The organism is Caballeronia fortuita, from assembly GCF_001544835.2.
Lineage (GTDB): Bacteria > Pseudomonadota > Gammaproteobacteria > Burkholderiales > Burkholderiaceae > Caballeronia > Caballeronia fortuita.
This window is the reverse complement of record NZ_FCNX02000001.1, coordinates 110487-132113: the sequence shown is the minus strand read 5'-3', so window position 1 is coordinate 132113 and position 21627 is coordinate 110487. Positions and strand designations below refer to the sequence as shown.

At 64.1% G+C, this 21627-nt stretch carries 16 protein-coding genes, 1 tRNA gene and 2 riboswitches; of the genes, 10 read left to right on the top strand and 7 right to left on the bottom strand.

All coding sequences use genetic code 11. The features are described 5' to 3' along the window. The first annotated feature begins 178 nt into the window (after window positions 1-178). Both putA and AWB77_RS00615 read left to right on the top strand, forming a co-directional pair. Window positions 179-4111 (top strand): trifunctional transcriptional regulator/proline dehydrogenase/L-glutamate gamma-semialdehyde dehydrogenase, encoded by a 3933-nt coding sequence (gene putA, locus AWB77_RS00620; protein ID WP_061132479.1) that lies wholly within the window; start codon window positions 179-181, stop codon window positions 4109-4111. 101 nt (window positions 4112-4212) lie between these two features. After that, window positions 4213-5358 carry a branched-chain amino acid ABC transporter substrate-binding protein gene (locus AWB77_RS00615; protein WP_061132478.1) on the top strand — a complete coding sequence of 382 codons (1146 nt, stop codon included), beginning with the start codon at window positions 4213-4215 and terminating at the stop codon, window positions 5356-5358. A gap of 41 nt (window positions 5359-5399) precedes the next feature. Here AWB77_RS00615 and AWB77_RS00610 read toward each other — a convergent pair whose 3' ends face one another. The 3 genes from AWB77_RS00610 to AWB77_RS00600 form a co-directional block, all read right to left on the bottom strand. Next, window positions 5400-5903, bottom strand: a complete 504-nt coding sequence (locus AWB77_RS00610) for a cytochrome b/b6 domain-containing protein (protein ID WP_061132477.1) — start codon at window positions 5901-5903, stop codon at window positions 5400-5402. A gap of 4 nt (window positions 5904-5907) precedes the next feature. Then, on the bottom strand, window positions 5908-6171 hold the full coding sequence (locus tag AWB77_RS00605; protein ID WP_061132476.1) for a PepSY domain-containing protein: 264 nt from the start codon (window positions 6169-6171) through the stop codon (window positions 5908-5910). 78 nt (window positions 6172-6249) lie between these two features. Next, window positions 6250-7941, bottom strand: coding sequence for a thiamine pyrophosphate-binding protein (locus tag AWB77_RS00600; protein ID WP_061132475.1), 1692 nt, complete (start codon window positions 7939-7941; stop codon window positions 6250-6252). Window positions 7942-8402: 461 nt separating this feature from the next. Between AWB77_RS00600 and flhF the strand changes: the two genes are divergently transcribed. From flhF to AWB77_RS00585, 3 genes are read left to right on the top strand one after another with little or no spacing between them, the layout of a single operon-like run. Further along, window positions 8403-10145: a flagellar biosynthesis GTPase FlhF gene (gene flhF / locus AWB77_RS00595; protein WP_061132474.1), complete on the top strand. Its 1743-nt coding sequence runs from the start codon at window positions 8403-8405 to the stop codon at window positions 10143-10145. After that, a complete protein-coding gene (locus AWB77_RS00590) occupies window positions 10138-11055 on the top strand; it encodes a MinD/ParA family ATP-binding protein (RefSeq protein ID WP_061132473.1) in 918 nt (305 codons plus the stop codon). The genes flhF and AWB77_RS00590 overlap by 8 nt, the downstream gene beginning before the upstream one ends. Window positions 11056-11073: 18 nt before the next feature. Then, on the top strand, window positions 11074-11805 hold the full coding sequence (locus tag AWB77_RS00585) for an RNA polymerase sigma factor FliA (RefSeq protein WP_061132472.1): 732 nt from the start codon (window positions 11074-11076) through the stop codon (window positions 11803-11805). A gap of 6 nt (window positions 11806-11811) precedes the next feature. Here the strand turns inward: AWB77_RS00585 and AWB77_RS00580 are convergent, their stop codons facing one another. Beyond that, window positions 11812-12921 carry a GGDEF domain-containing protein gene (locus AWB77_RS00580; protein WP_061132471.1) on the bottom strand — a complete coding sequence of 370 codons (1110 nt, stop codon included), beginning with the start codon at window positions 12919-12921 and terminating at the stop codon, window positions 11812-11814. 191 nt (window positions 12922-13112) lie between these two features. Between AWB77_RS00580 and AWB77_RS00575 the strand changes: the two genes are divergently transcribed. Beyond that, window positions 13113-14117 (top strand): Rieske 2Fe-2S domain-containing protein, encoded by a 1005-nt coding sequence (locus AWB77_RS00575; RefSeq protein WP_061132470.1) that lies wholly within the window; start codon window positions 13113-13115, stop codon window positions 14115-14117. On the opposite strand, the gene AWB77_RS00570 is transcribed toward AWB77_RS00575, so the two are convergent. Then, a complete protein-coding gene (locus tag AWB77_RS00570; RefSeq protein ID WP_061132469.1) occupies window positions 14104-14805 on the bottom strand; it encodes an NYN domain-containing protein in 702 nt (233 codons plus the stop codon). The two genes, AWB77_RS00575 and AWB77_RS00570, sit on opposite strands and share 14 nt — an antisense overlap. A 161-nt stretch (window positions 14806-14966) precedes the next feature. Continuing rightward, window positions 14967-15042 (bottom strand) — tRNA-Arg (locus tag AWB77_RS00565). A 311-nt stretch (window positions 15043-15353) separates the two neighbouring features. Here AWB77_RS00565 and AWB77_RS00560 point away from each other — a divergent pair. Further along, entirely contained in the window at window positions 15354-16244 is an 891-nt protein-coding gene (locus AWB77_RS00560) for a c-type cytochrome (protein WP_061132468.1), read from the top strand. 54 nt (window positions 16245-16298) lie between these two features. On the opposite strand, the gene AWB77_RS00555 is transcribed toward AWB77_RS00560, so the two are convergent. After that, a complete protein-coding gene (locus AWB77_RS00555; protein WP_061132467.1) occupies window positions 16299-18386 on the bottom strand; it encodes a UvrD-helicase domain-containing protein in 2088 nt (695 codons plus the stop codon). A gap of 143 nt (window positions 18387-18529) precedes the next feature. On the opposite strand from AWB77_RS00555, the gene AWB77_RS00550 reads away from it, so the two are divergent. The 3 genes from AWB77_RS00550 to gcvH all read left to right on the top strand — a co-directional run bounded on the left by AWB77_RS00550 (window position 18530) and on the right by gcvH (window position 21596). Further along, on the top strand, window positions 18530-19576 hold the full coding sequence (locus AWB77_RS00550) for an oxidoreductase (RefSeq protein WP_061132466.1): 1047 nt from the start codon (window positions 18530-18532) through the stop codon (window positions 19574-19576). A gap of 81 nt (window positions 19577-19657) precedes the next feature. Beyond that, a riboswitch (glycine riboswitch) is annotated at window positions 19658-19773 on the top strand. Window positions 19774-19783: 10 nt separating this feature from the next. Then, window positions 19784-19913: riboswitch (glycine riboswitch) on the top strand. A gap of 115 nt (window positions 19914-20028) precedes the next feature. Then, window positions 20029-21153 (top strand): glycine cleavage system aminomethyltransferase GcvT, encoded by a 1125-nt coding sequence (gcvT, locus tag AWB77_RS00545; protein WP_061132465.1) that lies wholly within the window; start codon window positions 20029-20031, stop codon window positions 21151-21153. A gap of 62 nt (window positions 21154-21215) precedes the next feature. Next, the gene (gene gcvH, locus AWB77_RS00540; RefSeq protein WP_061132464.1) at window positions 21216-21596 is read left to right on the top strand and encodes a glycine cleavage system protein GcvH; all 381 of its coding nucleotides are present in this window, start codon (window positions 21216-21218) and stop codon (window positions 21594-21596) included. Window positions 21597-21627 lie beyond the last annotated feature (31 nt).

Sequence of the window (21627 nt, the reverse complement as noted above, 5' to 3'; positions counted from 1 at the left end):
GGCGGCAAGCGCCAGCCCGGCATCCGGCGGCGCACCGCTCAAAGCCTTGTGGCGTAAGGGTTTCATTGTGGTGCAACCCTAGCGAAAATCTCGGTTGCACCTTTTATATCAGCGGAGTACGATTCGCCAACTTTTTGGTCTCAGGCCGGGTTGGACACGACCGGCAAACGAAGGAAATATGGCGAGCACAACCCTTGGCGTCAAAGTCGACGATCTGCTGCGTTCCCGGCTCAAAGACGCCGCGACGCGCCTCGAGCGCACTCCTCACTGGCTGATCAAGCAGGCGATCTTCGCTTATCTGGAGCGCATCGAGCACGGTCAGCTTCCGCCCGAACTGTCGGGTGCGAACGGCTCGTCGGAAATGGCCGATGCCGCACCCGTCGAAAGCGATGAAGAAGGCGCGCCGCATCCGTTCCTCGATTTTGCGCAGAACGTGCAGCCGCAATCGGTGCTGCGCGCGGCAATCACGGCGGCGTATCGCCGTCCCGAGCCGGAGTGCGTGCCATTTCTCATCGGTCAGGCGCGTCTGCCGTCGAATGTGGCCGCTGAAACCGAAAAGCTCGCGACGCGCCTCGTCGAGGCGCTGCGCGCGAAAAGCTCGGGCGGCGGCGTTGAAGGGCTGATCCACGAATTCTCGCTGTCGAGCCAGGAAGGCGTCGCGCTGATGTGCCTCGCCGAAGCGCTGCTGCGCATTCCCGATCGCGCGACGCGCGACGCGCTGATCCGCGACAAGATCAGCAAGGGCGACTGGCGCTCGCACATGGGCCAGGCGCCGTCGCTGTTCGTGAATGCGGCGACGTGGGGCCTGATGATCACCGGCAAGCTCGTGACGACGAACAGCGAAGCGGGTTTGTCGTCGGCGCTGACGCGTCTGATCGGCCGTGGCGGCGAGCCGCTGATCCGCAAGGGCGTCGATATGGCGATGCGTCTGATGGGCGAGCAGTTCGTCACCGGCGAAACGATTTCCGAAGCGCTCGCGAACAGCCGCAAGTACGAAGCGCGCGGTTTCCGCTATTCCTACGACATGCTCGGCGAAGCCGCGACGACGGAAGAAGACGCGCAGCGCTACTACGCGTCCTACGAGCAGGCGATCCACGCAATTGGCAAGGCGGCGGGCGGGCGCGGCATCTACGAAGGCCCGGGCATCTCCATCAAACTCTCCGCGCTGCATCCGCGATATTCGCGCTCGCAGCAGGAACGCACGATGAACGAGCTGCTGCCGCGGGTGCGCTCGCTCGCGCAACTGGCGCGCCGTTATGACATCGGCCTGAACATCGACGCCGAGGAAGCCGACCGGCTCGAAATCTCGCTCGATCTGCTCGAAGCGCTGTGCTTCGACCCGGAACTCGCGGGCTGGAACGGCATCGGCTTCGTGGTGCAGGGTTATCAGAAGCGCTGTCCGTTCGTGATCGACTATCTGATCGATCTCGCGCGCCGCAGCCGTCATCGCTTGATGATTCGCCTCGTGAAGGGCGCGTACTGGGACTCGGAGATCAAGCGCGCGCAAGTCGATGGCCTCGAAGGCTATCCGGTCTATACGCGCAAGATCTATACGGACATTTCGTATCTCGCGTGCGCGAAGAAGCTGCTCGGCGCGCCCGATGCCGTTTATCCGCAATTCGCGACGCACAACGCGTTCACGCTGTCGGCGATCTATCACCTCGCGGGGCAGAACTACTATCCCGGCCAGTACGAGTTCCAGTGCCTGCACGGCATGGGCGAGCCGCTCTACGAAGAAGTGACGGGTCGAGACAAGCTGAATCGTCCGTGCCGCGTGTATGCGCCGGTCGGCACGCATGAAACGCTGCTTGCGTATCTCGTGCGCCGTCTGCTGGAGAACGGCGCGAATACGTCGTTCGTGAACCGTATCGCCGATGAATCGATTCCGGTGAAAGACCTCGTGCGCGATCCGATCGACGAAGCGCAAGCCATCACGCCGCTCGGCGCGCCGCACGCGAAGATTCCGCTGCCGCGCCAGCTCTATGGCAGCGAGCGTTCCAATTCCATGGGCCTCGATCTGTCGAACGAGCATCGGCTGGCGTCGTTGTCGTCGGCGTTGCTGGCGAGCGCGAATCATCCGTGGCGCGCGGAGCCGATGCTCGAAGGCGGCACCATCATCGAAAATGGCAAGCCGGCGCGCGATGTGCGCAATCCGTCGGATTTGCGCGATCTCGTCGGCACGGTCGTGGAAGCGTCGGCGGAACAGGTGAGCGCAGCGCTCGCCAACGCGGTCGCCGCCGCGCCGATCTGGCAGGCGACGCCCGTCGAAGATCGCGCCGATTGCCTCGCGCGCGCCGCCGATCTGCTCGAAGCGCAGATGCACACGCTGATGGGGCTGGTCGTGCGCGAAGCGGGCAAGTCGCTGCCTAACGCCATCGCGGAAATTCGCGAGGCGATCGATTTCCTGCGCTACTACGCGTCGCAGATTCGCGCGGAGTTTTCGAACGATACGCATCGCCCGCTCGGTCCGGTCGTCTGCATCAGCCCGTGGAATTTCCCGCTCGCGATCTTCATGGGCCAGGTCGCCGCCGCGCTCGCGGCCGGCAATCCGGTGCTCGCGAAGCCCGCGGAGCAAACACCGCTGATCGCCGCGCAAGCCGTGCGCATCCTGCGCGAAGCCGGCGTGCCGGCGGGCGCGGTGCAATTGCTGCCGGGCGATGGCGAAACGGTCGGCGCGGCGCTCGTCGCCGATCCGCGCACGCGCGCCGTGATGTTCACCGGCTCGACGGAAGTCGCGCGCCTCATCAACAAGACGCTGTCCGAGCGTCTCGATCCGGACGGCCGTCCGATCCCGCTGATCGCCGAAACCGGCGGCCAGAACGCGATGATCGTCGATTCGTCGGCGCTCGCGGAGCAAGTCGTCGCGGACGTGCTGCAGTCGTCGTTCGATTCGGCCGGCCAGCGTTGCTCGGCGCTGCGCGTGCTGTGCCTTCAGGACGATGTCGCCGATCGCACGCTCGAGATGCTGACGGGCGCGATGAATCAGCTCGCGGTCGGCAATCCGGATCGTCTGTCGACGGATGTCGGCCCCGTCATCGACGCCGATGCCAAACGCGGCATCGACGCGCACATCGCCGGCATGCGCGACAAGGGCCGCAGCGTCACGCAACTGCCGCTGCCCGACGCGTGCGCGCAAGGCACGTTCGTGCCGCCGACGCTGATCGAGCTCGACAGCATCGACGAACTCAAGCGCGAAGTGTTCGGCCCGGTGCTGCATGTGGTGCGTTACCGCCGTTCCAATCTTGATAAACTCCTCGACCAAATTCGCTCGACGGGTTATGGGCTCACGCTCGGCATCCATACGCGTATCGACGAAACCATTGCGCACGTGATTTCGCGCGCGCACGTCGGCAACATTTATGTGAACCGCAATGTGATCGGCGCGGTGGTCGGCGTGCAGCCGTTCGGCGGCGAAGGTTTGTCGGGCACGGGTCCGAAGGCGGGCGGCGCGCTGTATCTGCAGCGCCTGCTGGCGAAGCGCCCGGTCGGTTTGCCGAAGTCGCTCGCGAGCACGCTCGTCGTCGATCAGGTCGCGTCGAAGGACACGCCCACGGCCGCGCTCACCGCCTTGCGCGACTGGGCGATCGGCGAGCGCGATCCGCAGACGGCCGCGCGCTGCGACGGTTATCTGCAACACGTGATGGCGGGTGCAACGACGGTTCTGAACGGACCGACCGGCGAGCGCAACACCTACACGCTCGGCGCGCGCGGCACGGTGCTGTGTGTGGCGGCGACGGCGAGCGGCGCGCGTGCGCAACTGGCGGCCGTCCTCGCGACGGGCAATCGCGCGTTGTTCAGCGGCTCGGCGGGCGAGCAGCTTGCGGCGTCGCTGCCGGCATCGCTCAAGCCGTATGCGATGTCGCGTAAAGCGGCGGAAGACTTCGATGCGGTCCTGTTCGAAGGCGACAGCGACGAACTGCTGGCGCTCGTGAAGGAAGTCGCGAAACGTCCGGGACCGATCGTATCGGTGCAGGGCGTAGCTGCGGGAGCATTCGCCGACGCTGGCCACGACGGCGAGGACTATGCGCTCGAACGTCTGCTGACGGAACGCTCGGTGAGCGTGAACACGGCGGCGGCGGGCGGCAATGCGAATTTGATGACGATCGGTTGAGTCACCCCTCGAACGTTCGATTCAAACAAATTCAAACAATCGGCAGCAGGCACGGCGATCCCGGCACAGGCTGCCATCCACACTGGAATACAGGAGAAGCTATGAAGCACACGATGACCAAGCTGGCGGCAGCCATGACGCTCGCCGGCCTGTTCGCGGGGACCGCAGTTGCACAGACGGCAGAAGACGTGAAGGTCGGTTACGCCGGCCCGCTGACAGGCGCGCAGGCGCACTACGGCAAGGACATGCAGAACGGCATCACGCTGGCCGTCGAGGATTTCAACGCGACGAAGCCGGTGATCGGCGGCAAGCCGGTTCGCATCGTGCTGAACTCGGCGGACGACCAGGCCGACCCGCGCACGGGCACGACCGTCGCGCAGCGCCTCGTCGACGACGGCATCAAGGGCATGCTCGGCCACTTCAATTCGGGCACGACGATCCCGGCATCGCGCATCTATGCGAACGCGGGCATTCCCGAAATCGCGATGGCGACGGCGCCCGAGTACACGACGCAAGGCTTCAAGACGGCCTTCCGCATGATGACCTCGGACACGCAGCAAGGCTCGGTCGCGGGCGAATTCGCGGTGAAGACTTTGAAGGTCAAGAAGATCGCGATCGTCGATGACCGCACGGCCTACGGCCAAGGTCTTGCCGACCAGTTCGAGAAGGCGGCGAAGGCGGCGGGCGGCACGATCGTCGACCGTGAATTCACGAACGACAAGGCTGTCGACTTCAAGGCGATTCTGACGAAGATCAAGTCGACGAATCCGGACCTCGTGTACTACGGCGGCGCGGATTCGCAAGCCGGCCCGATGGTCAAGCAGATGAAGACGCTCGGCTTCCGCGCGCCGCTGATGGCGGGCGAGATGGTGAAGACCGATACGTTCCTGAAGATCGCGGGCGACGCGTCCGACGGCACGGTGGCATCGCTCGCCGGCCTGCCGATGGACGAAATGCCTGGCGGCGCGGATTACTCGGCGAAGTACAAGAAGCGCTTCAACGAAGACGTGCAGACGTACTCGCCGTACGCCTACGACGGCGCGATGGCCATGTTCCAGGCGATGAAGGCCGCGAACTCGACGGACCCGGCGAAGTATCTGCCGTTCCTCGCGAAGACCGACATGCAGGGCGTGACGGCGAAGCACCTGTCGTACGACTCGAAGGGCGATCTGAAGAACGGCGGGATTACGCTGTATAAGGTCGTCGGTGGGAAGTGGACGACGTTGCAGAGCGTGGGCGGGAAGTAAGCTCGCCTGAGCGCTCAAAAGAGAAAGCCCCGTGATTCACGTCACGGGGCTTTTTTGTTGCCGGTAATCATCGCCCGAACCAGATTCTCCCGCGTCCACACGCTCATCAGCACCGCCGCCGCGACGTGCACGCACACGCAAACTTCGATCGCGATGGCAAGCCACGCGTGCATATCCTGCGGCCAGTCCTCGCCCCAGAACGCATCGAGCCGCATGATCCAGCCGGACACGGCGAGCGCGAGAACCAGAACCCACAGAACGAGCGCCATCAGTCCGCCGAGCGGATTGTGCGAGACGTGACGCTCGGGCTTTCCCGCGACGAGCGAGCGCAGATAACCGAGGAGATGCGAACGCGTCGGCCACCACGCCGAAAACCGGGCGTGACGCGATCCGACGAAGCCCCACACGATGCGCGCGGCGACGAGTCCCGCCGCGACATACCCGAGCAGCCGATGCGTGGAATCCGTCGGCCCGAACAGATTCCACAGGACGATGCCCGCGACGGCCCAGTGCGTGAGCCGCACCCACGCGTCCCACACCTTCACGTGCTTACTCGACTTCCGATTTCACGACAGCCAGCGTCTTGGTGTCGTAATAGATCTCGACTTTCTTGCCGTCCTTGTCGTGGCCGTAGATTTCGTAGCAGTTGCCATCGACCTTGAACTTGCGAATCTTGTAGCCCTGCGCTTCCAGTTGCGCCTTTGCATCCGATTCCTTCATCCATTCGCTCTTCGGATGCGCCGCGCAGTCCGCCTTCGCGAACGCCGCGCCCGAAAAACTCAACGCCAACGACAAAGCCAGAACCTTAAGCATCGCTAACTCCCGGTGTTTTTGAACTGGCTACTCTACTGCCACCGGGAGCGCGTCGCAAGCAGATTGAAAGTTTGTCCTTTAGCGCCCGGCTTGCTGGCGAATTTGTTCGAGTGTCGCGCCCGGCGTGCTCTGATCCTGCGGAATGCGGATTTCGATGACCGCAGGCAGACCGGATTCCCGCGCCCGCTCGAACGCGAGCATGAACTGATCCGTCGTTTCGACGAGCTCGCCGTGCGCGCCGAACGCCCGCGCATACGCGACGAAATCCGGGTTCGTCAGCCCCGTTCCATGCACGCGATTCGGATAATGCCGCTCCTGATGCATGCGGATCGTCCCGTACTGCCCGTTGTTCACGACGATGAAAATCACCGGCAGTTCATATTGCATCGCCGTGGCGATTTCGTTGCTCGACATCATGAAGCATCCGTCGCCCGCGAACGCGATCACCGTCCGGTCCGGATACAGCGACTTCGCGGCGATGGCGGCGGGCACGCCGTAACCCATCGCACCGCTCGTCGGCGCGCACTGCGACCGGAAATGCCGATACGAATAGTGCCGATGCAGCCACGTCGCGTAATTGCCCGCGCCGTTCGTCAGGATCGAATCGGCGGGCAGCGTGTCCGCGAGCTGGCGCATGATTTCGCCGAGCTGGACACGCCCGAGCATCGGACGCGGCTTGCGCCATTCGAGATAAGCGGCGTGCGCGGCTTCGGCTTCGCCATCCCATGAAACGCTGGCGGGAGCTTCCAGCGAAGCCAGCAGCGACGCGATCTCCGGCATGCCCGAGACGATCGGCAAATCCGCGCTGTACACGCGCCCGAGTTCTTCCGCGCCCTGATGCACGTGAATGAGCGTCTGCTTCGTCTTCGGAATGTCGAGCAGCGTGTAACCGCCCGTCGTCGATTCGCCCATGCGCGGGCCGAGCACGAAGAGCACGTCGGCATCGCGCACGCGCGCGGCGAGCGCCGGATTGATGCCGAGGCCGACATCGCCCGCATAGTTGGGATGCTCGTTGGAAAGCGTGTCCTGATAGCGGAACGCGCAGCCGGCCGGCAGTTTCCATCGTTCGATGAAGCGCGCGAAGTCCTGCGTCGCGTCGGAGGTCCAACCGCTGCCGCCCGCGATCACGAACGGCTTCTTCGCATTCGCGAGCAACGCGCGCAGCCGTTCCATCTGTGCCGCCGACGGCGACGCCGCCACGCGCTGATAACGCGGCGCGGGCGGCGCGGCGTCGACGGCTTCGGTAAGCATGTCCTCCGGCAGCGCCAGCACGACCGGACCCGGACGGCCCGACATCGCCACATGGAACGCGTGGCTCATGTATTCGGGCACGCGGCGCGGATCGTCGATCTGCGCGACCCACTTCGCCATCTGCCCGAACATCCGCCGATAGTCGATCTCCTGAAACGCCTCGCGGTCCATGTGATCGCGCGCGCATTGGCCGATGAGCAGGATCATCGGCGTCGAATCCTGAAACGCGGTGTGCACACCGATCGACGCGTGCGTCGCGCCCGGCCCGCGTGTCACGATCGCGATGCCCGGCTTGCCCGTCAGCTTGCCGACCGCCTCGGCCATGTTCGCCGCGCCCGCCTCGTGGCGGCAGACGATCGTCTGAATGTGCGCGGTTTCGTCGTGCAAGGAATCGAGCACGGCGAGAAAGCTCTCGCCGGGCACGCAAAACACGCGCTCGACGCCGTGATGAACGAGCGCATCGACGACGAGTCGCGCGCCGGTGGTTTGAGCCTGTGAGGAAGGAACAGCGGACGTCATGCGAAGAAGTCTCCTTTATTGTCCGGCGCGGCCGGGCGGCGAATCGGTCGAGGTCTGCTCACGTACGGAACGGCCATGCGTTGCGCTTTGCAGGGCAACCCCTGGCTGAAAATCCAATCCAGGGAGCGCGCGAAACCGGCTGCATTGCGGCGTCGCGCTCCTTGCACTACAGCCGATGTCGGGCGTTCGCATGGCCGGTTGCCAGGCGAACGGACCCTAGAGCTTACGCCTTGACGCGCGCGCAAGGAAACGGGCGAAGCGGAATCTTTTTCCGGCGAAGGCGCGCGCCCGCGACGCGCCGCGTATTTCCATCAGCCGAAATACCCCTTTTTCTCACCCCTTATCCAGCGATGGACGAACGCCCGAGTTCGCAATAATGGCTTCACTGAAAAGCGGACAGGGCAACGAGCCAAGTGGGTCCGCTTGCTAAAGATCGCAGTCTCACCTCATCGGGGGCAAGTTTGAACATTCGTAAATTCATCGGCGCGAACAGCCGCGACGCACTGCGCCAGGTTCGTGAAGCGCTCGGACCCGATGCCGTTGTGTTGTCGAATCGCACGCTGGATGACGGCTCTGTCGAGATCGTCGGTGTCGCGGACAGCGATATCGCATCGATCCCGCCCGCCAAGGAACACGCCGTGCGCTCCGCCGGTTCTTCGCGCGCCGCGCTGGCAGCCGCCGCCGCAGCGATGCCGGCGAAGCAGCCCGCCGCGAATCCCTACGCGAGCGGCGACGTGTTCTCGTCGGTGTTCGGCGCGAACATCGATGCCGACGATGAATTTCACGCCGAACCGGAAGCTCGCGCCGAAGACGACACGCCGTCCACGATGGCCGATTCCAATCCGTGGCTGATCGAGCATGCGAAGCGCATCGCGCAGCAGGCATCGATGCCGTCGAACCGTCCGCTGACCGCGTCGGCTGCAATCGCTCGCGGAATGGGCGTGCCGGTGCCGGTCGCCGCGCAGGAGACGCGCGCCGAGAAGAAGGCTCAGGTCAAGCGCGCCGACGAGCACGTCGAGCCGAAGGTCGTGACGCCGGGCTGGGCGCGCGAAGCCGCGCAAGTCGCCGCGCGCCGCGCCGCGCAGAAGATCAACGCGAGTGCGCCGCACGCCGAAGCAGCCGAAGCGAACGCCGCGCCGGCATCGAAGGAAAACGCCTTCGAAGGTTTGCCCGCGAACGCGGCGGCTGTCGTCACCGAAGCGATCCGCGCGCGTATGGAGCAGGTCGTCAACGAAACGGTGATGAACGAGCTCTCGTCGATGCGCTCGATGATGGAAGAGCAGTTCTCGGGCTTGCTGTGGGGCGAGCGCCAGCGTCGGAATCCCACGGGCGCGCTGCTGACCAAGCGTCTTTTCTCCGCCGGTTTCTCCGCGCAACTCGTTCGCATGATGGTGGACAACATGCCCGAGATGGAGAACGTCGAAGGCGCGCTGGAATGGGTGCAGCAGGTCCTCGAATCGAATATTCCGGTGATGGACAGCGAAGACGCGCTGATGGAGCGCGGCGGCGTGTTCGCGCTGATGGGCCCGACGGGCGTCGGCAAGACGACGACGACGGCGAAGCTCGCGGCGCGCTGCGTGATGCGCTTCGGCGCGAGCAAGGTCGCGCTGCTCACGACCGACAGCTACCGGATCGGCGCGCACGAGCAACTGCGCATCTTCGGCAAGATTCTCGGTGTATCCGTTCACGCGGTGAAGGACGCAGCCGATCTGCAGCTCGCGCTCTCCGAACTGCGCAACAAACATATCGTGCTGATCGACACGATCGGCATGAGCCAGCGCGATCGCATGGTGTCGGACCAGATCGCGATGCTGTGCGGCGCGGGCCATCCGGTGCACCGCATCCTGCTGCTCAACGCGACGAGCCACGGCGACACGCTCAACGAAGTCGTGCAGGCCTACAAGAGCGCGGCGGATCAGCCGCCGCTCGCGGGCTGCATCCTGACCAAGCTCGACGAAGCGACGAATCTCGGCGGCGTGCTCGATACGGTCATCCGCTACAAGCTGCCCGTGCATTACGTGTCGACGGGTCAGAAGGTGCCGGAGAACCTGTACGTCGCGACCAAGCGTTTTCTCATCAAGAGCGCGTTCTGCATTCCGCGCGACAACTCGCCGTTCGTGCCGCAAGACGAAGAAGTGCCCGCGCTGCTCTCGGCACTCTCCGCACGCGCCACGACCGAACTGCATGGGGTGCACTTTGGATAAGTTCGTGCTCGATCAGGCGGAAGGTCTGCGACGGCTCCTCACGCGCGCCGGTTCGCGCGTGGTGGCGGTCGCGGGCGGGCCGGCGGGTATCGGCTGCACGTCGGCGGTGGTGAATCTCGCGGCGGCGCTGTCCGTGCACGGCAAGGATGTGCTCGTGATCGACGAGCATCGCGGCCAGGAATCGGTGAGCCGCCTCGCGGGCATCGAAGGCGCGGGCGCGCTCGCAGCGGTGATGTCGGGCCGGCGCGCGATCGGCGATGCCGTCGAGCGCACGCCGTTCGGCTTCTCGCTGATGGCCGCGCCGCGCGACGAACGCATCGTCCACGACGCCGCGCAATGCCGCGCGTTGCTCGACGGACCGGCGGACATCGTGCTGATCGATGCGCAACTCGATCGCCACGGCGCGCTGTCGACGCTCGCCGCGCAGGCGCATGACTTTCTCATCGTGACGCGGGTAGCCGCGTCGGCGATCACCGAGGCGTATGCGTGCATGAAGCGTCTGCACTACGCCCATGCGATCGGCCAGTTCCGCGTGCTCATCAATCACGTGCAGAACCCGGCCGATGCGGCGGTCGCGTTCGACAATCTGTCGGGCGTCGCGAGCCGGTATCTGGCCGTTTCGCTCGTGCAGGCAGGGTATGTGTCCGAGGATGCGCGCGTCGCTCGGGCAAAGGATCTCTCACGCTGCGCAGTCGAAGCGTTCCCGGCCACGGCCGCGGCACGCGACTACCGCGCGATCGCGGCGGAGCTCCTGCACTGGCCGATGCGTCCCGCGCAGTACATGCGCGAGCCGGGCGGCCAGCCAGACGCGCGAATTCCGGTTGGCGACTCTGTAAAGGGCGCGCGGGAGGCGTCGCATCGTGCGGCTGCGCTTCACGGCTTTGCAATGAGCAGCACGGCGTCGATGTGATCAAGATAGGTGACCAAGATGTATAACGCCCAAGGCAAACTCTCACAGTCGGAAGTGCTGACGAAATACGCACCGCTCGTTCGACGGCTGGGGCTCCAACTCGTCGCCAAGATGCCGGCGAGCGTCGATCTCGACGATCTGATCCAGGCCGGCATGATCGGCCTGCTGGATGCGGCCAGCCGCTACAAGGAAGATCAGGGTGCGCAGTTCGAGACGTACGCGAGCCAGCGCATTCGCGGTGCGATGCTCGATGAACTCCGCGCGAACGACTGGCTTCCGCGCAGCATGCGCAAGACTTCGCGCGAGGTGGAATCGGCGGTGCACAAGGTCGAGCAGAACCTCGGCCGCTCGGCGAGCGAGACCGAAATCGCCGAGCACATGCAGTTGCCGCTCGACGAGTATCAGTCGATGCTGCAGGACCTGCACGGCAGCCAGCTGATCTACTACGAAGACTTCGATCGTTCCGCCGACGACGAGCCGTTCCTCGACCGCTATTGCGTCGACCGTTCGGATCCGCTTTCGGCGCTGCTCGACGACAGTCTGCGCGGCGCGCTGATCGAAGCCATCGACAAGCTGCCCGAGCGCGAGAAGCTCCTGATGAGCCTCTACTACGAACGCGGCCTGAACCTGCGCGAAATCGGCGCGGTGATGGAAGTGAGCGAGTCGCGCGTGTGCCAGTTGCACAGCCAGGCGGTCGCACGGTTGCGCACGAAGCTGCGCGAGCAGGCATGGACGAGCGTCGAAGCCTGACGTTTTTTAGCCGGCCTCGAAGTCCCGCGTCTCGGCGAAGACGGTCTTGCCTTCGCCGAGACTTTTTGCGCGATACATCGCGCGGTCGGCGGCGCGCAGCACGGCGCTCATGCCGGGCTGATTCGTTGTTCCGCTCGCCGCCGCCGTCGCGCTGGAAAGCAAACACGCGCCGATGCTCGCCGATACCGACACCGGCCGCTCCTGCACGGACGTGATCGCGCGCAGTGTCGAATGAATGCTGTCGGCCACGGAAAGCACGGCCGCGCGGTCGCGCATCTGATGCGCGAGCACGACGAACTCGTCGCCGCCGAGACGCGCGATGGTGTCCGACTTGCGCATGCGCCTCGCGAGCGATTGCGCGAAGGCTTGCAGCAGCATGTCGCCGACGGCGTGGCCGTAGGTGTCGTTGACTTCCTTGAAGCCGTCGAGGTCGATCAGTAGCAGCGCCGTGTGGTTATCGCCGCTGGCTTCGGGCGAGGTCATCGCACGATCGACGATGCGCTCGAGCGCATACCGGTTCGACAGACCCGTGAGCGGATCGGTCGATGCCTGCCGCGCGAGATCGCGATTGGCATTGCCGAGCCGGTCGACGAGCACGCTCAGATACACCGATGCGCCGAGCACGCTCAACCCCAAACCGATCGCGGCGGGCAGATTCTCGCGCCACCAAGGCTGCCAGATCCCAAGCACGACGACGATGACGAGCGCCGTCGCGCACGACACGGCGAGCGGGCGCTTGCCGTAGCGGCATCCCGAGCCGATCAGGAACCAGAACATCACCCAGATGAGCGGCAGCGCGGTCGAACCGCCGGCGGCGAGCGCGATGCCGAGCAGCGTTTGATCGGCGATGGTCGTGATGATGAGGCGCGTGCCGGAAGGCGCGCGCACGCGGCTCAGGATCAGCAGCGTGATCGCGCCGTACGACACGTAAAGCGCGATGATGCGTGCGACGAGCAGTGCATCGTGTGAAGGGCGTACCCACGCGAAGACGGCGTAGGCCAGCAGGACCGCCGCGCCCATCCAGATTCGCAGCGTGGCCTGTTCCCGTTCGGGATTCCGGTGCTCGAACCATGCAAAGGCATAAGTCCGGCGTGCCGGGTGATGCGCCTGCTCCATACTGAACCCCTGACTGGTGATTTCTTTCTTTTATCTTTGCTGCTCTGTACTGCGGCCCCGTCGCATGGCATCGGCAAAATGGAGTCGTATCGTATTGCGCCGAGCGAGCGATCCGCTATTTTGCAACGTTTTGTGAAGACGCTGTGTTTCGTGTATGAACGGGTTTTAGACATCTATTTCCGGTTCTCGTGATGCGCGACGATTCTGTTTCTCTGGCGGGCGAATGGCTGCCGGTCTGCAATAGCGAAGACGTGCCCGACGGCGCCGCGCGGAGTTTCGTCGTCGCGGACGAGCGGATCGTCGTGTGGCGCGACAGCGCCGGCGCGGCGCATGTGTGGCGCGATTACTGTCCGCATCGGGGCGCGCAGTTGTCGCTCGGACACGTGATGCGCGATCAGATCGTGTGTCCGTATCACGGCTGGCAATACGACATCGAAGGACAGTGCTTGCGGATTCCGTCGAACCCGTCGTTGCGTCCTTCGAAGCGCGCGTGCGCGACGACGTTCGCAAGCGAGGAGCGATACGGCGTTGTCTGGATGTGTTTCGGCGCGCCTGCTTATGCGCTCGATTTCTTTCCCGAAGCCGCGATTGCCGGTGGACGGCGCATCAATCTCGCGCCGCAGACGGTGCGGTCATCGGCGCCGCGTGTCGTCGAAAACTTTCTGGATATGGCGCACTTTTCGTTCGTGCATGCGGGGATTCTGGGCGAGGACACGCATACAGAAGTGCCGGATTACGAAGTCGTCGCGAGCGATGAAGGTCTCGAAGCGCGGCAATGCCGATACTGGCAACCCGCGGGCATGCCGGGGCAGGGCGGCGCGATGATCGATTATGTGTATCGCGTGAAGCGGCCTTTGATTGCGAAGCTGACGAAGATGGCATCGGGCGGGACGGGCGCGCTGCATATCCTGCTGGCGGCGTCGCCGGTGACCCAAACGGAGACGCGCGCGTGGCTCGTGTCCATTCATGAGGATGATTCGACGCATTCGGATCAGGAGCTCTACGACTTCAATATGGAGATCCTGATGCAGGACACGCCGATCGTGGAATCGCAGTGGCCGCAGCGCCTGCCGCTCGAGCTGGATGCGGAGCTGCATCAGAAGTGCGATCGGATGGCGGTGGGGTATAGGAGGTGGCTGGCGGGGATGGGGTTTGGGTGGGGGACGATCAGCCAGCTCGATGCTAAGCAGCGTTAAGCGCTTCGGCCGATTCGATTCGTGGCCGCTTGCCGGGCTGCGGACAGGTTGATCGCAGTCCGTCGATGTGTTCGTTCAGACTCGCTGGTATCGACTGCCACATCGGATCGAGGATGAAATCGATGCCTTCGCGGCGCGCGAGTTTCGCGGCGGGTACGAAATCGGCATCACCGGCAATCAAGACGATCTGGCGAACCTGCTTCTTGAAAGACAGCGAAGCGATGTCGAGGCCGATGCGCATGTCGACACCTTTTTGCCTGACATCGAGATAGACGTCGTCGGCGGCAAGTTCCTCGAATTTCTTGCGACCTTTTAGCAACTCGCCGACGACGAAAGGCTTGATCGTCCAGCCCGAATCGCCGGCGAGATGGCCGAGGCGCAGCGCCAGCTTTCTCTTCTTTTTCAGAAGTTCGTGCAGTTCGAGACGGAAGATCGCTTCGGTCGACTTCGAGAAATCGACGGGTCTTTTGTCGATTGGATTGTGATGCTTCTTCTGCACAGGCGGGCAGTCGTAGAAGAAAATCCGATAGAGATCATGCTTGGTACGACTACGGCTTTCGTGCAAGTGAGCGACGGCCCAGCGAAAAGCCTGCTCCGATGCACGCTGGGCGTTGTACGCGTTTTGAGGTTCGATCTGACGGAATCGTTTGACGAAGTAAGCCCCGTCTATCAGCACAGCAGTCGGCACTTCCTGACTCCAGACATGAAAACGCCCGAGGGTTCGGCGTGTCCGGAATGGGCGGACGGCTTACTGCCAAGGGCGGGATGTCCAAATGATATACGAACCGACGGATGAAAGATTCTGAAAGTGCGCCGCGGCTGGTCGCGAGTTTGATGAGGTGAGAATCTTGGCGCGCCCGGCTGGGATCGAACCAGCAACCCCTGCCTTCGGAGGGCAGTACTCTATCCATTGAGCTACGGGCGCATCGGAGAAGGGCTTGCGGAGGAACAACTTGCCGTAAGACGGCTGCAAGGCCCATGCGAATCCGAAAGAATACCTGTTTTTCGTGACGCCGTCCATCGTGCGGGCGTTCGAGCGCCGTGCGAAACAAGTCACGAAGCATCACACGATTCGGGTAAACGCCCGCTCCGCCGCGCCGGCCACTCCGTGCCGTCAGTTAAGCGTTCCGTCTATAATCGACCGTGCCTTTCCCCAAGGCGCGCTCTAGCGCCATGCATGAGCTGTCACGCTGTCACTGAACCGACTCACACCAAAAAACGGGAGACGAGACAAGCATGAGCGAAGCACCCCACGGAGCCCCGATCAAGACACCCGGCCAACTCATCGCCGCGGTCATCGCGGGATTCGGCATCCCGGTCGCCATCATCATCCTGCTCGCGGTGTACGTGAACAACTCCACGCGCATCGGCGCGGGCACGGACATCGAACAGTCGGTGAAAGAGCGCATCGCGCCCGCCGCTCAGGTCGATGTCCGCGACGCCAACGCGCCGCGCGTCTACAAAACCGGCGAGGAAGTTTTCAAGGCTGTATGTTCCGCCTGCCACGCCGCTGGCACCGCGGGCGCACCCAAGTTCGGCGACGCCGGCGCGTGGGCCCCGCGCATCAGCGAAGGTTATGACACGCTTCTGCACAACGCGCTCAACGGCAAAGGCGCGATGCCCGCGCGCGGCGGCACCAGCCCTGACGACTACAGCGACTTCGAGATCGCGCGCGCCGTCGTCTACATGGCCAACGGCAGCGGCGGCAAGTTCGCCGAACCGGCGGAGCCCGCGCCGGGCGCGGCGGCAGGCGCATCGGCTGCGGCGGCTGCGCCGGCAGCAGCAAGTTCCAACGAAAACGCTCAAGCCGCTGCCGCCGTGGCCGCGCTGGCCTCGGTGCCGCAGACATCGGCGGCGCCCGCAGCGGGCGCGCAAAGCGCCGATGCCGCTCAGGCCGGAAAGGCGCTCTACGAACAGGTCTGTCAGGCATGTCACGCGGCGGGCGTGCTCGGCGCACCGAAGTTCGGCGACAAGGCTGCGTGGGCGCCGCGCCTCAAGGAGCCGATGGAAACCGTCTACAACTACGCGCTGCACGGCAAGGGCGCGATGCCGCCGAAGGGCGGATCGAACGCATCGGATGCGGACGTGAAAGCCGCCGTCGATTACATGGCGAACGCAGCGAAGTAAGCCCCAGAAAACCCCGCGTCAGCGGGGTTTCTCATTGGCAAGGCGGCAAACGCATCATCCCTTCTGCAACATCGCCTTCAACATCGCCATGCGATCCTTCGGCGACAGGGGCGCTTCTTCGGCCGTCGGCGGCGGGGCATCGTCGAGCAGCATCTCGGGGATGAACCGCGACGGCTCGCACACCACCGTCTCCCGCGCGCGCTTGCGCTTCTTGCACCAGTTCAGATGCAGACTGCGCTGCGCCCGCGTGATCGCCACGTACATCAGCCGCCGCTCTTCTTCGATACGCGCATCGTCGACGGGCGCGTCATCGTCCGAACCGCCGCGATGCGGCATGATGCCTTCCTCGACGCCCACCAGAAACACGTGCGGATATTCCAGCCCCTTCGACGCATGCACCGTCGACAGCCGCACCGCATCCGGATCCTCTTCCTTGCCTTCGAGCATCGACATCAGCGCGACGGTCTGAATCAGGCCGAGCAGGTTCTTGCCTTCATCGGCGAAACCGTCGGCGGTATCGAAACCGGTCTGCTCCGTACCGGGCGCGGCCTCCGGCTTCGTACCCTTGCGCTTCAGCCATTCGAGAAATTCGAGCACGTTCTGCCATTTCGACTGCGCCTGGCGCTCGTCGTACGCGTCGTAGAGATACGACTCGTAGTGGATGGCTTCCATCATGTCGTCGAGGACTTCGGTCGCGGGATCGCGGTCGGCGCGATCGGAGAGACGGCGCATCCATTCGCAGAACGTGCGCAGCGGCTCGACCTGCCGTGCCGAAAGACGCGCCTCGATGCCGCCCATGAACACCGCCTCGAACAGCGACACTTTCGCCGCGCCCGCGAACGCGCCGAGCGCTTCGAGCGTCGTGTTGCCGACGCCGCGCCGCGGCGTGGTGATCGCGCGGATGAACGCGGGATCGTCGTCGGGATTGGCGATCAGACGCAGATACGCGATCAGATCCTTGATCTCGGCCTTGTCGAAGAACGATTGCCCGCCCGAGAGCACATACGGAATGCGCTCGCGCCGCAACACCTGTTCGAAGATGCGCGCCTGAAAGTTGCCGCGATAGAGAATCGCGTAATCGCGAAACGACGTGCGCCGCTCGAACTTGTGCGCCGACAAGCGGAACACGACGGACTCCGCTTCGTGCTCTTCGTCGTTGCAGCCGGTCACGGTAATCGTGTCGCCCATGCCGTGCTCGGACCAGAGCTTCTTCTCGAACAGCTTCGGATTGTTTGCGATGACGTTGTTCGCCGCCGTCAGAATCCGCACCGTCGACCGATAGTTCTGCTCCAGCTTGATGACGTGCAGCTTCGGGAAATCCTTGCCGAGCTGCGCGAGATTTTCGATGGTCGCGCCGCGCCAGCCGTAGATCGCCTGATCGTCGTCGCCGACGGCGGTGAACGCCGCGCGCGGGCCGGCAAGCTGCTTCACCAGTTCATACTGGCACGCGTTCGTGTCCTGGTACTCGTCGATCAGCAGATAGCGCAGGCGGTTCTGCCACTTGTCGCGCACCTGCTCGTTCTCCGCGAAAAGCTGCGCGGGCCGCAGGATCAGATCGTCGAAATCGAGCGCCTGGTACGCGTGCAATGTCGCCGCGTAACTCCGATACACGATCGCCGCCTGATGCTCGTCCTCGCTGCTCGCGAGCACGGAGGCCTGATCGGGCGAGACCATCGCGTTCTTCCACAGCGAGATGATCGACTGGATCTTGCGGATCAGGCCTTTGTCCGTCGTGCCGAGCTGCTCCTGAACCATGCCGAAGCAGTCGTCGGAATCCATGATGGAAAACTGCGGCTTCAGTCCGACGTGTTCCGCTTCCTGCCGCATGATCTGCACGCCGAGCGAGTGAAACGTGCAGATCGTCAACTGATTGACGGGAATCTTGCGCCCTTCCTTGCCGGGCGCGGTGAGCGTCTTGCCTTCGAGGAGCTTCGCGGTGCGCTCGCGCATTTCGAGCGCGGCCTTGTTCGTGAAGGTGAGCGCGGCGATGTGCTTCGGCTCGAAGCCGCGCCTTTCGATCAGATGCGCGATCTTCTGCGTGATCACGCGCGTCTTGCCGCTGCCGGCGCCGGCGAGCACGAGACAGGGACCATCGAGATAGCGCACGGCTTCGCTTTGCGCGGCGTTCAGACCAGCGGACATCGTTTTGGCTTTGGAGTTTGGGCGCGCCTAGCTGTTACCTGCGCGCAAAGGAGAGGGCGATGTTAACACGATAGAAGCGGCACGGTTCCGGCCCTCGTTCGTGCCACAATATCCGATCGATTTCCCAACAGGACGATGCCCGCATGGAAACAGCACTGAAGGTCGGCGTAATGGGTTACGGCCTCGCCGGCGCGACTTTTCACGCGCCCGTCATCGAGCATTGCGGCCGCGCCGAAGTGACGGCGATCGCCACGTCGCAGGCCGAGCGCGCGCAGGCCGACTATCCGAATGCGCGGATCGTCGCCGATTTCGATGCGCTGCTCGCCATCGACGAACTCGATTGCGTCGTGGTCGCGACGCCGAACGACACGCACTTCGACCTCGCGCATCGGGCGCTGTCGGCGGGCAAGCACGTCGTGGTCGACAAGCCGGTCACGCTTTCCGCTCGCGACGCCCGCACGCTCGCCGATCTCGCGCAGCAAAAAGGCCTCGTGTTCGCGCCGTTTCACAATCGCCGCTGGGACGGCGATTTCATGACGGTGCGTGCGCTGATCGAGAGCGGGCGGCTCGGGCGCATCACGCATTACGAATCGCACTTCGACCGTTTTCGCCCGAAAGTGCCACAGCGGTGGCGCGAGGAAGCGGAGCGCGGCGGCGGCTTGCTGTTCGATCTGGGACCGCATCTGATCGATCAGGCGCTGACGCTGTTCGGCGCGCCGCAGACGGTGACGGCGTTCGTGAAGGCGCATCGCGATCACGCGCACGCGCCGGATTACGTGCATCTGGTGCTCGGTTACGACGACAAGGAAGTCGTCCTGCACGCGAGTGCGCTCGCGGCGCTGGAGCCGCCGCGTTTCGCGATCCACGGCACGCGTGGCAGTTACGTGAAGAACGGGCTGGATACGCAGGAAGATCAACTGCGTTCGGGAATGCGGCCGGGCAATCCAGAATTCGCGAAGAATCCGCCGGGCGTGCTGCGCGAAGTCGACGGCGATCTCGATCTTCGCCATGAGTTCGCGACCAAGGATGGCGCGTACGTCGAGTATTACCGCGCGCTGGCGGCATCCATTCTGGATGGCAAGCCGTTCCCGGTTTCGCCGCAGGATGCGGTCGATGTAATGACGATCATCGAGTTGGCGATGCAGAGTGAGCGGGAAGGGCGAAAGGTGGGGTTCGAGCGCATCAAATGAACACAGTTCATCCTCCTGCGCGCTGTCCATCAGACCCGCCCGAATCCGTTTGACAACCCCAATTCGGTCGCGTAAATTCTGCCGCACGCGTCGGGAGAGCGCGTGGCCGTTCGTCGCGTAGAAAGAAGCAACGGAAGGCCGCGCCGCCGAAGGGGCACACCCGCAAACTCTCAGGCAAAAGGACCGACTGCGTCGAGGAACGAAGTTTCCTCGCACTCTGGAGAGCGGCAGCGGCTTCATCCACGAAGTCAGTTGCCCACCGAAGGGGCGCGCGATGAACCATCAGCCACGCTGAGGTTCGCGCAATCTCTCAGGTACCGAGGACAGAGGGGTCACGCATCGCAATCGCTTGCGGCATGAGCCTTGCGCGCTGCTTCCCGCAGCACGAAAGGCACGTCCAACAAGCAAAAAGCGCGCTGCGTGGCCTTTTTTGTTCGCGAACCGAGGCCCCGATGACTTCTCTTCAACACACGCCCTTGCACGCCGCCCACCTCGCGCTCAACGCGCGCATGGTCGATTTCGGCGGCTGGGACATGCCCGTCAACTACGGTTCGCAGATCGACGAGCACCGCGCCGTCCGCACCGATGCCGGCATGTTCGACGTATCGCACATGCGCGTCGTCGATTTCGAAGGCGAGGCTGTCCGCGATTTCTTCAAATACGCGATCGCCAATAACGTCGACAAACTCACAACGCCCGGCAAAGCGCTCTACTCGTGCCTGCTCAACGGCGACGGCGGCGTGATCGACGACCTCATCGTCTATTACTTCTCCGAGACGAGCTTTCGCGCCGTCGTGAATGCGGGCACGGCGGAGAAGGACATCGCCTGGTTCGGGCAGTTGAACGCCGAAGGCGAATTCAATCTCTCCATGACGCCGCGCCGCGATCTCGCGATCATCGCCGTGCAAGGCCCGAACGCGCGCGAAAAAACCTGGCAAGTGCTGCCCGACACGCGCGCGCAGACGCAGGACATCAAGCCGTTCAACGCGGTCACGTTCCCATCGACTCAATTCGGCGAGCTGATGCTTGCGCGCACCGGCTACACAGGCGAGGACGGTTTCGAGATCGTAGTGCCGGCGACGCACGTCGAAGCGCTGTGGAATGCCCTGCGCGATGCAGGCGTGAAGCCCGCAGGCCTCGGCGCGCGCGACACGCTGCGCCTCGAAGCCGGCATGAATCTCTACGGTCAGGACATGGACGAAACCGTCTCGCCGCTCGACGCGGGACTCGCATGGACCGTCGATCTCAAAACGCCGCGCGATTTCGTCGGCCGCAGCGCGCTGGAAGCGAACGGCGCGAAGGCGAACTTCGTCGGACTCGTGCTCATCAAGGAAAACGGCAAGGCGGGCGGCGTGCTGCGCGCGCATCAGAAGGTCGTCACGCAACACGGCGACGGCGAAATCACGAGCGGCACGTTTTCGCCGTCGATGCAGGAGTCGATCGCGTTCGCGCGCGTGCCCACGGCCGTTGCCGCCGGGGACACGGTGCAGGTCGTCATCCGCGACAAGCAACTTCCGGCGCGCGTGGTAAAACTTCCGTTCGTGCGCGGCGGCAAGGTGCTGATCGAACTGTCCTGACGCCGCCGCGCCCGTTCCCTCCGATCAAGAACCTCACGAAAGAACTACGCAAGGAGCATCCAATGAGCATCCCGGCCGATCTGAAATACACCGAATCGCACGAATGGGTCCGCACCGAATCCGACGGCACGTTGACCGTCGGCATCACCGATCACGCGCAGGAAGCGCTCGGCGACATCGTGTTCGTCGAGCTGCCGGCCGCGGGCAAGACCGTTGCGGCGGGCGACGCGATCGCGGTCATCGAATCGGTGAAGGCCGCATCCGACATCTATGCGCCGGTCTCGGGCGAAATCGTCGCGGCAAACGACGCGCTGATTTCGTCGCCGGATCAGGTCAACGGCGCGCCCTACGAAAGCTGGCTCTTCAAGATCAAGCCGGCCGGCGACGCCTCTCTCGACAAGCTGCTCGACGCCGAAGGCTACGGCAAGTCGATCGGCGATTAATTCATCTCATGGACGAAGGCCGCCGCGCCTT

Bases quoted from the DNA above. Each gene is read 5' to 3' on its own strand.
- putA (WP_061132479.1), top strand. From the start codon at position 179: ATGGCGAGCACAACCCTTGGCGTCAAAGTCGACGATCTGCTGCGTTCC.
- AWB77_RS00615 (WP_061132478.1), top strand. From the start codon at position 4,213: ATGAAGCACACGATGACCAAGCTGGCGGCAGCCATGACGCTCGCCGGC.
- AWB77_RS00605 (WP_061132476.1), bottom strand. From the start codon at position 6,171: ATGCTTAAGGTTCTGGCTTTGTCGTTGGCGTTGAGTTTTTCGGGCGCG.
- AWB77_RS00600 (WP_061132475.1), bottom strand. From the start codon at position 7,941: ATGACGTCCGCTGTTCCTTCCTCACAGGCTCAAACCACCGGCGCGCGA.
- AWB77_RS00585 (WP_061132472.1), top strand. From the start codon at position 11,074: ATGTATAACGCCCAAGGCAAACTCTCACAGTCGGAAGTGCTGACGAAA.
- AWB77_RS00580 (WP_061132471.1), bottom strand. From the start codon at position 12,921: ATGGAGCAGGCGCATCACCCGGCACGCCGGACTTATGCCTTTGCATGG.
- AWB77_RS00575 (WP_061132470.1), top strand. From the start codon at position 13,113: ATGCGCGACGATTCTGTTTCTCTGGCGGGCGAATGGCTGCCGGTCTGC.
- AWB77_RS00560 (WP_061132468.1), top strand. From the start codon at position 15,354: ATGAGCGAAGCACCCCACGGAGCCCCGATCAAGACACCCGGCCAACTC.
- AWB77_RS00555 (WP_061132467.1), bottom strand. From the start codon at position 18,386: ATGTCCGCTGGTCTGAACGCCGCGCAAAGCGAAGCCGTGCGCTATCTC.
- AWB77_RS00550 (WP_061132466.1), top strand. From the start codon at position 18,530: ATGGAAACAGCACTGAAGGTCGGCGTAATGGGTTACGGCCTCGCCGGC.
- gcvT (WP_061132465.1), top strand. From the start codon at position 20,029: ATGACTTCTCTTCAACACACGCCCTTGCACGCCGCCCACCTCGCGCTC.
- gcvH (WP_061132464.1), top strand. From the start codon at position 21,216: ATGAGCATCCCGGCCGATCTGAAATACACCGAATCGCACGAATGGGTC.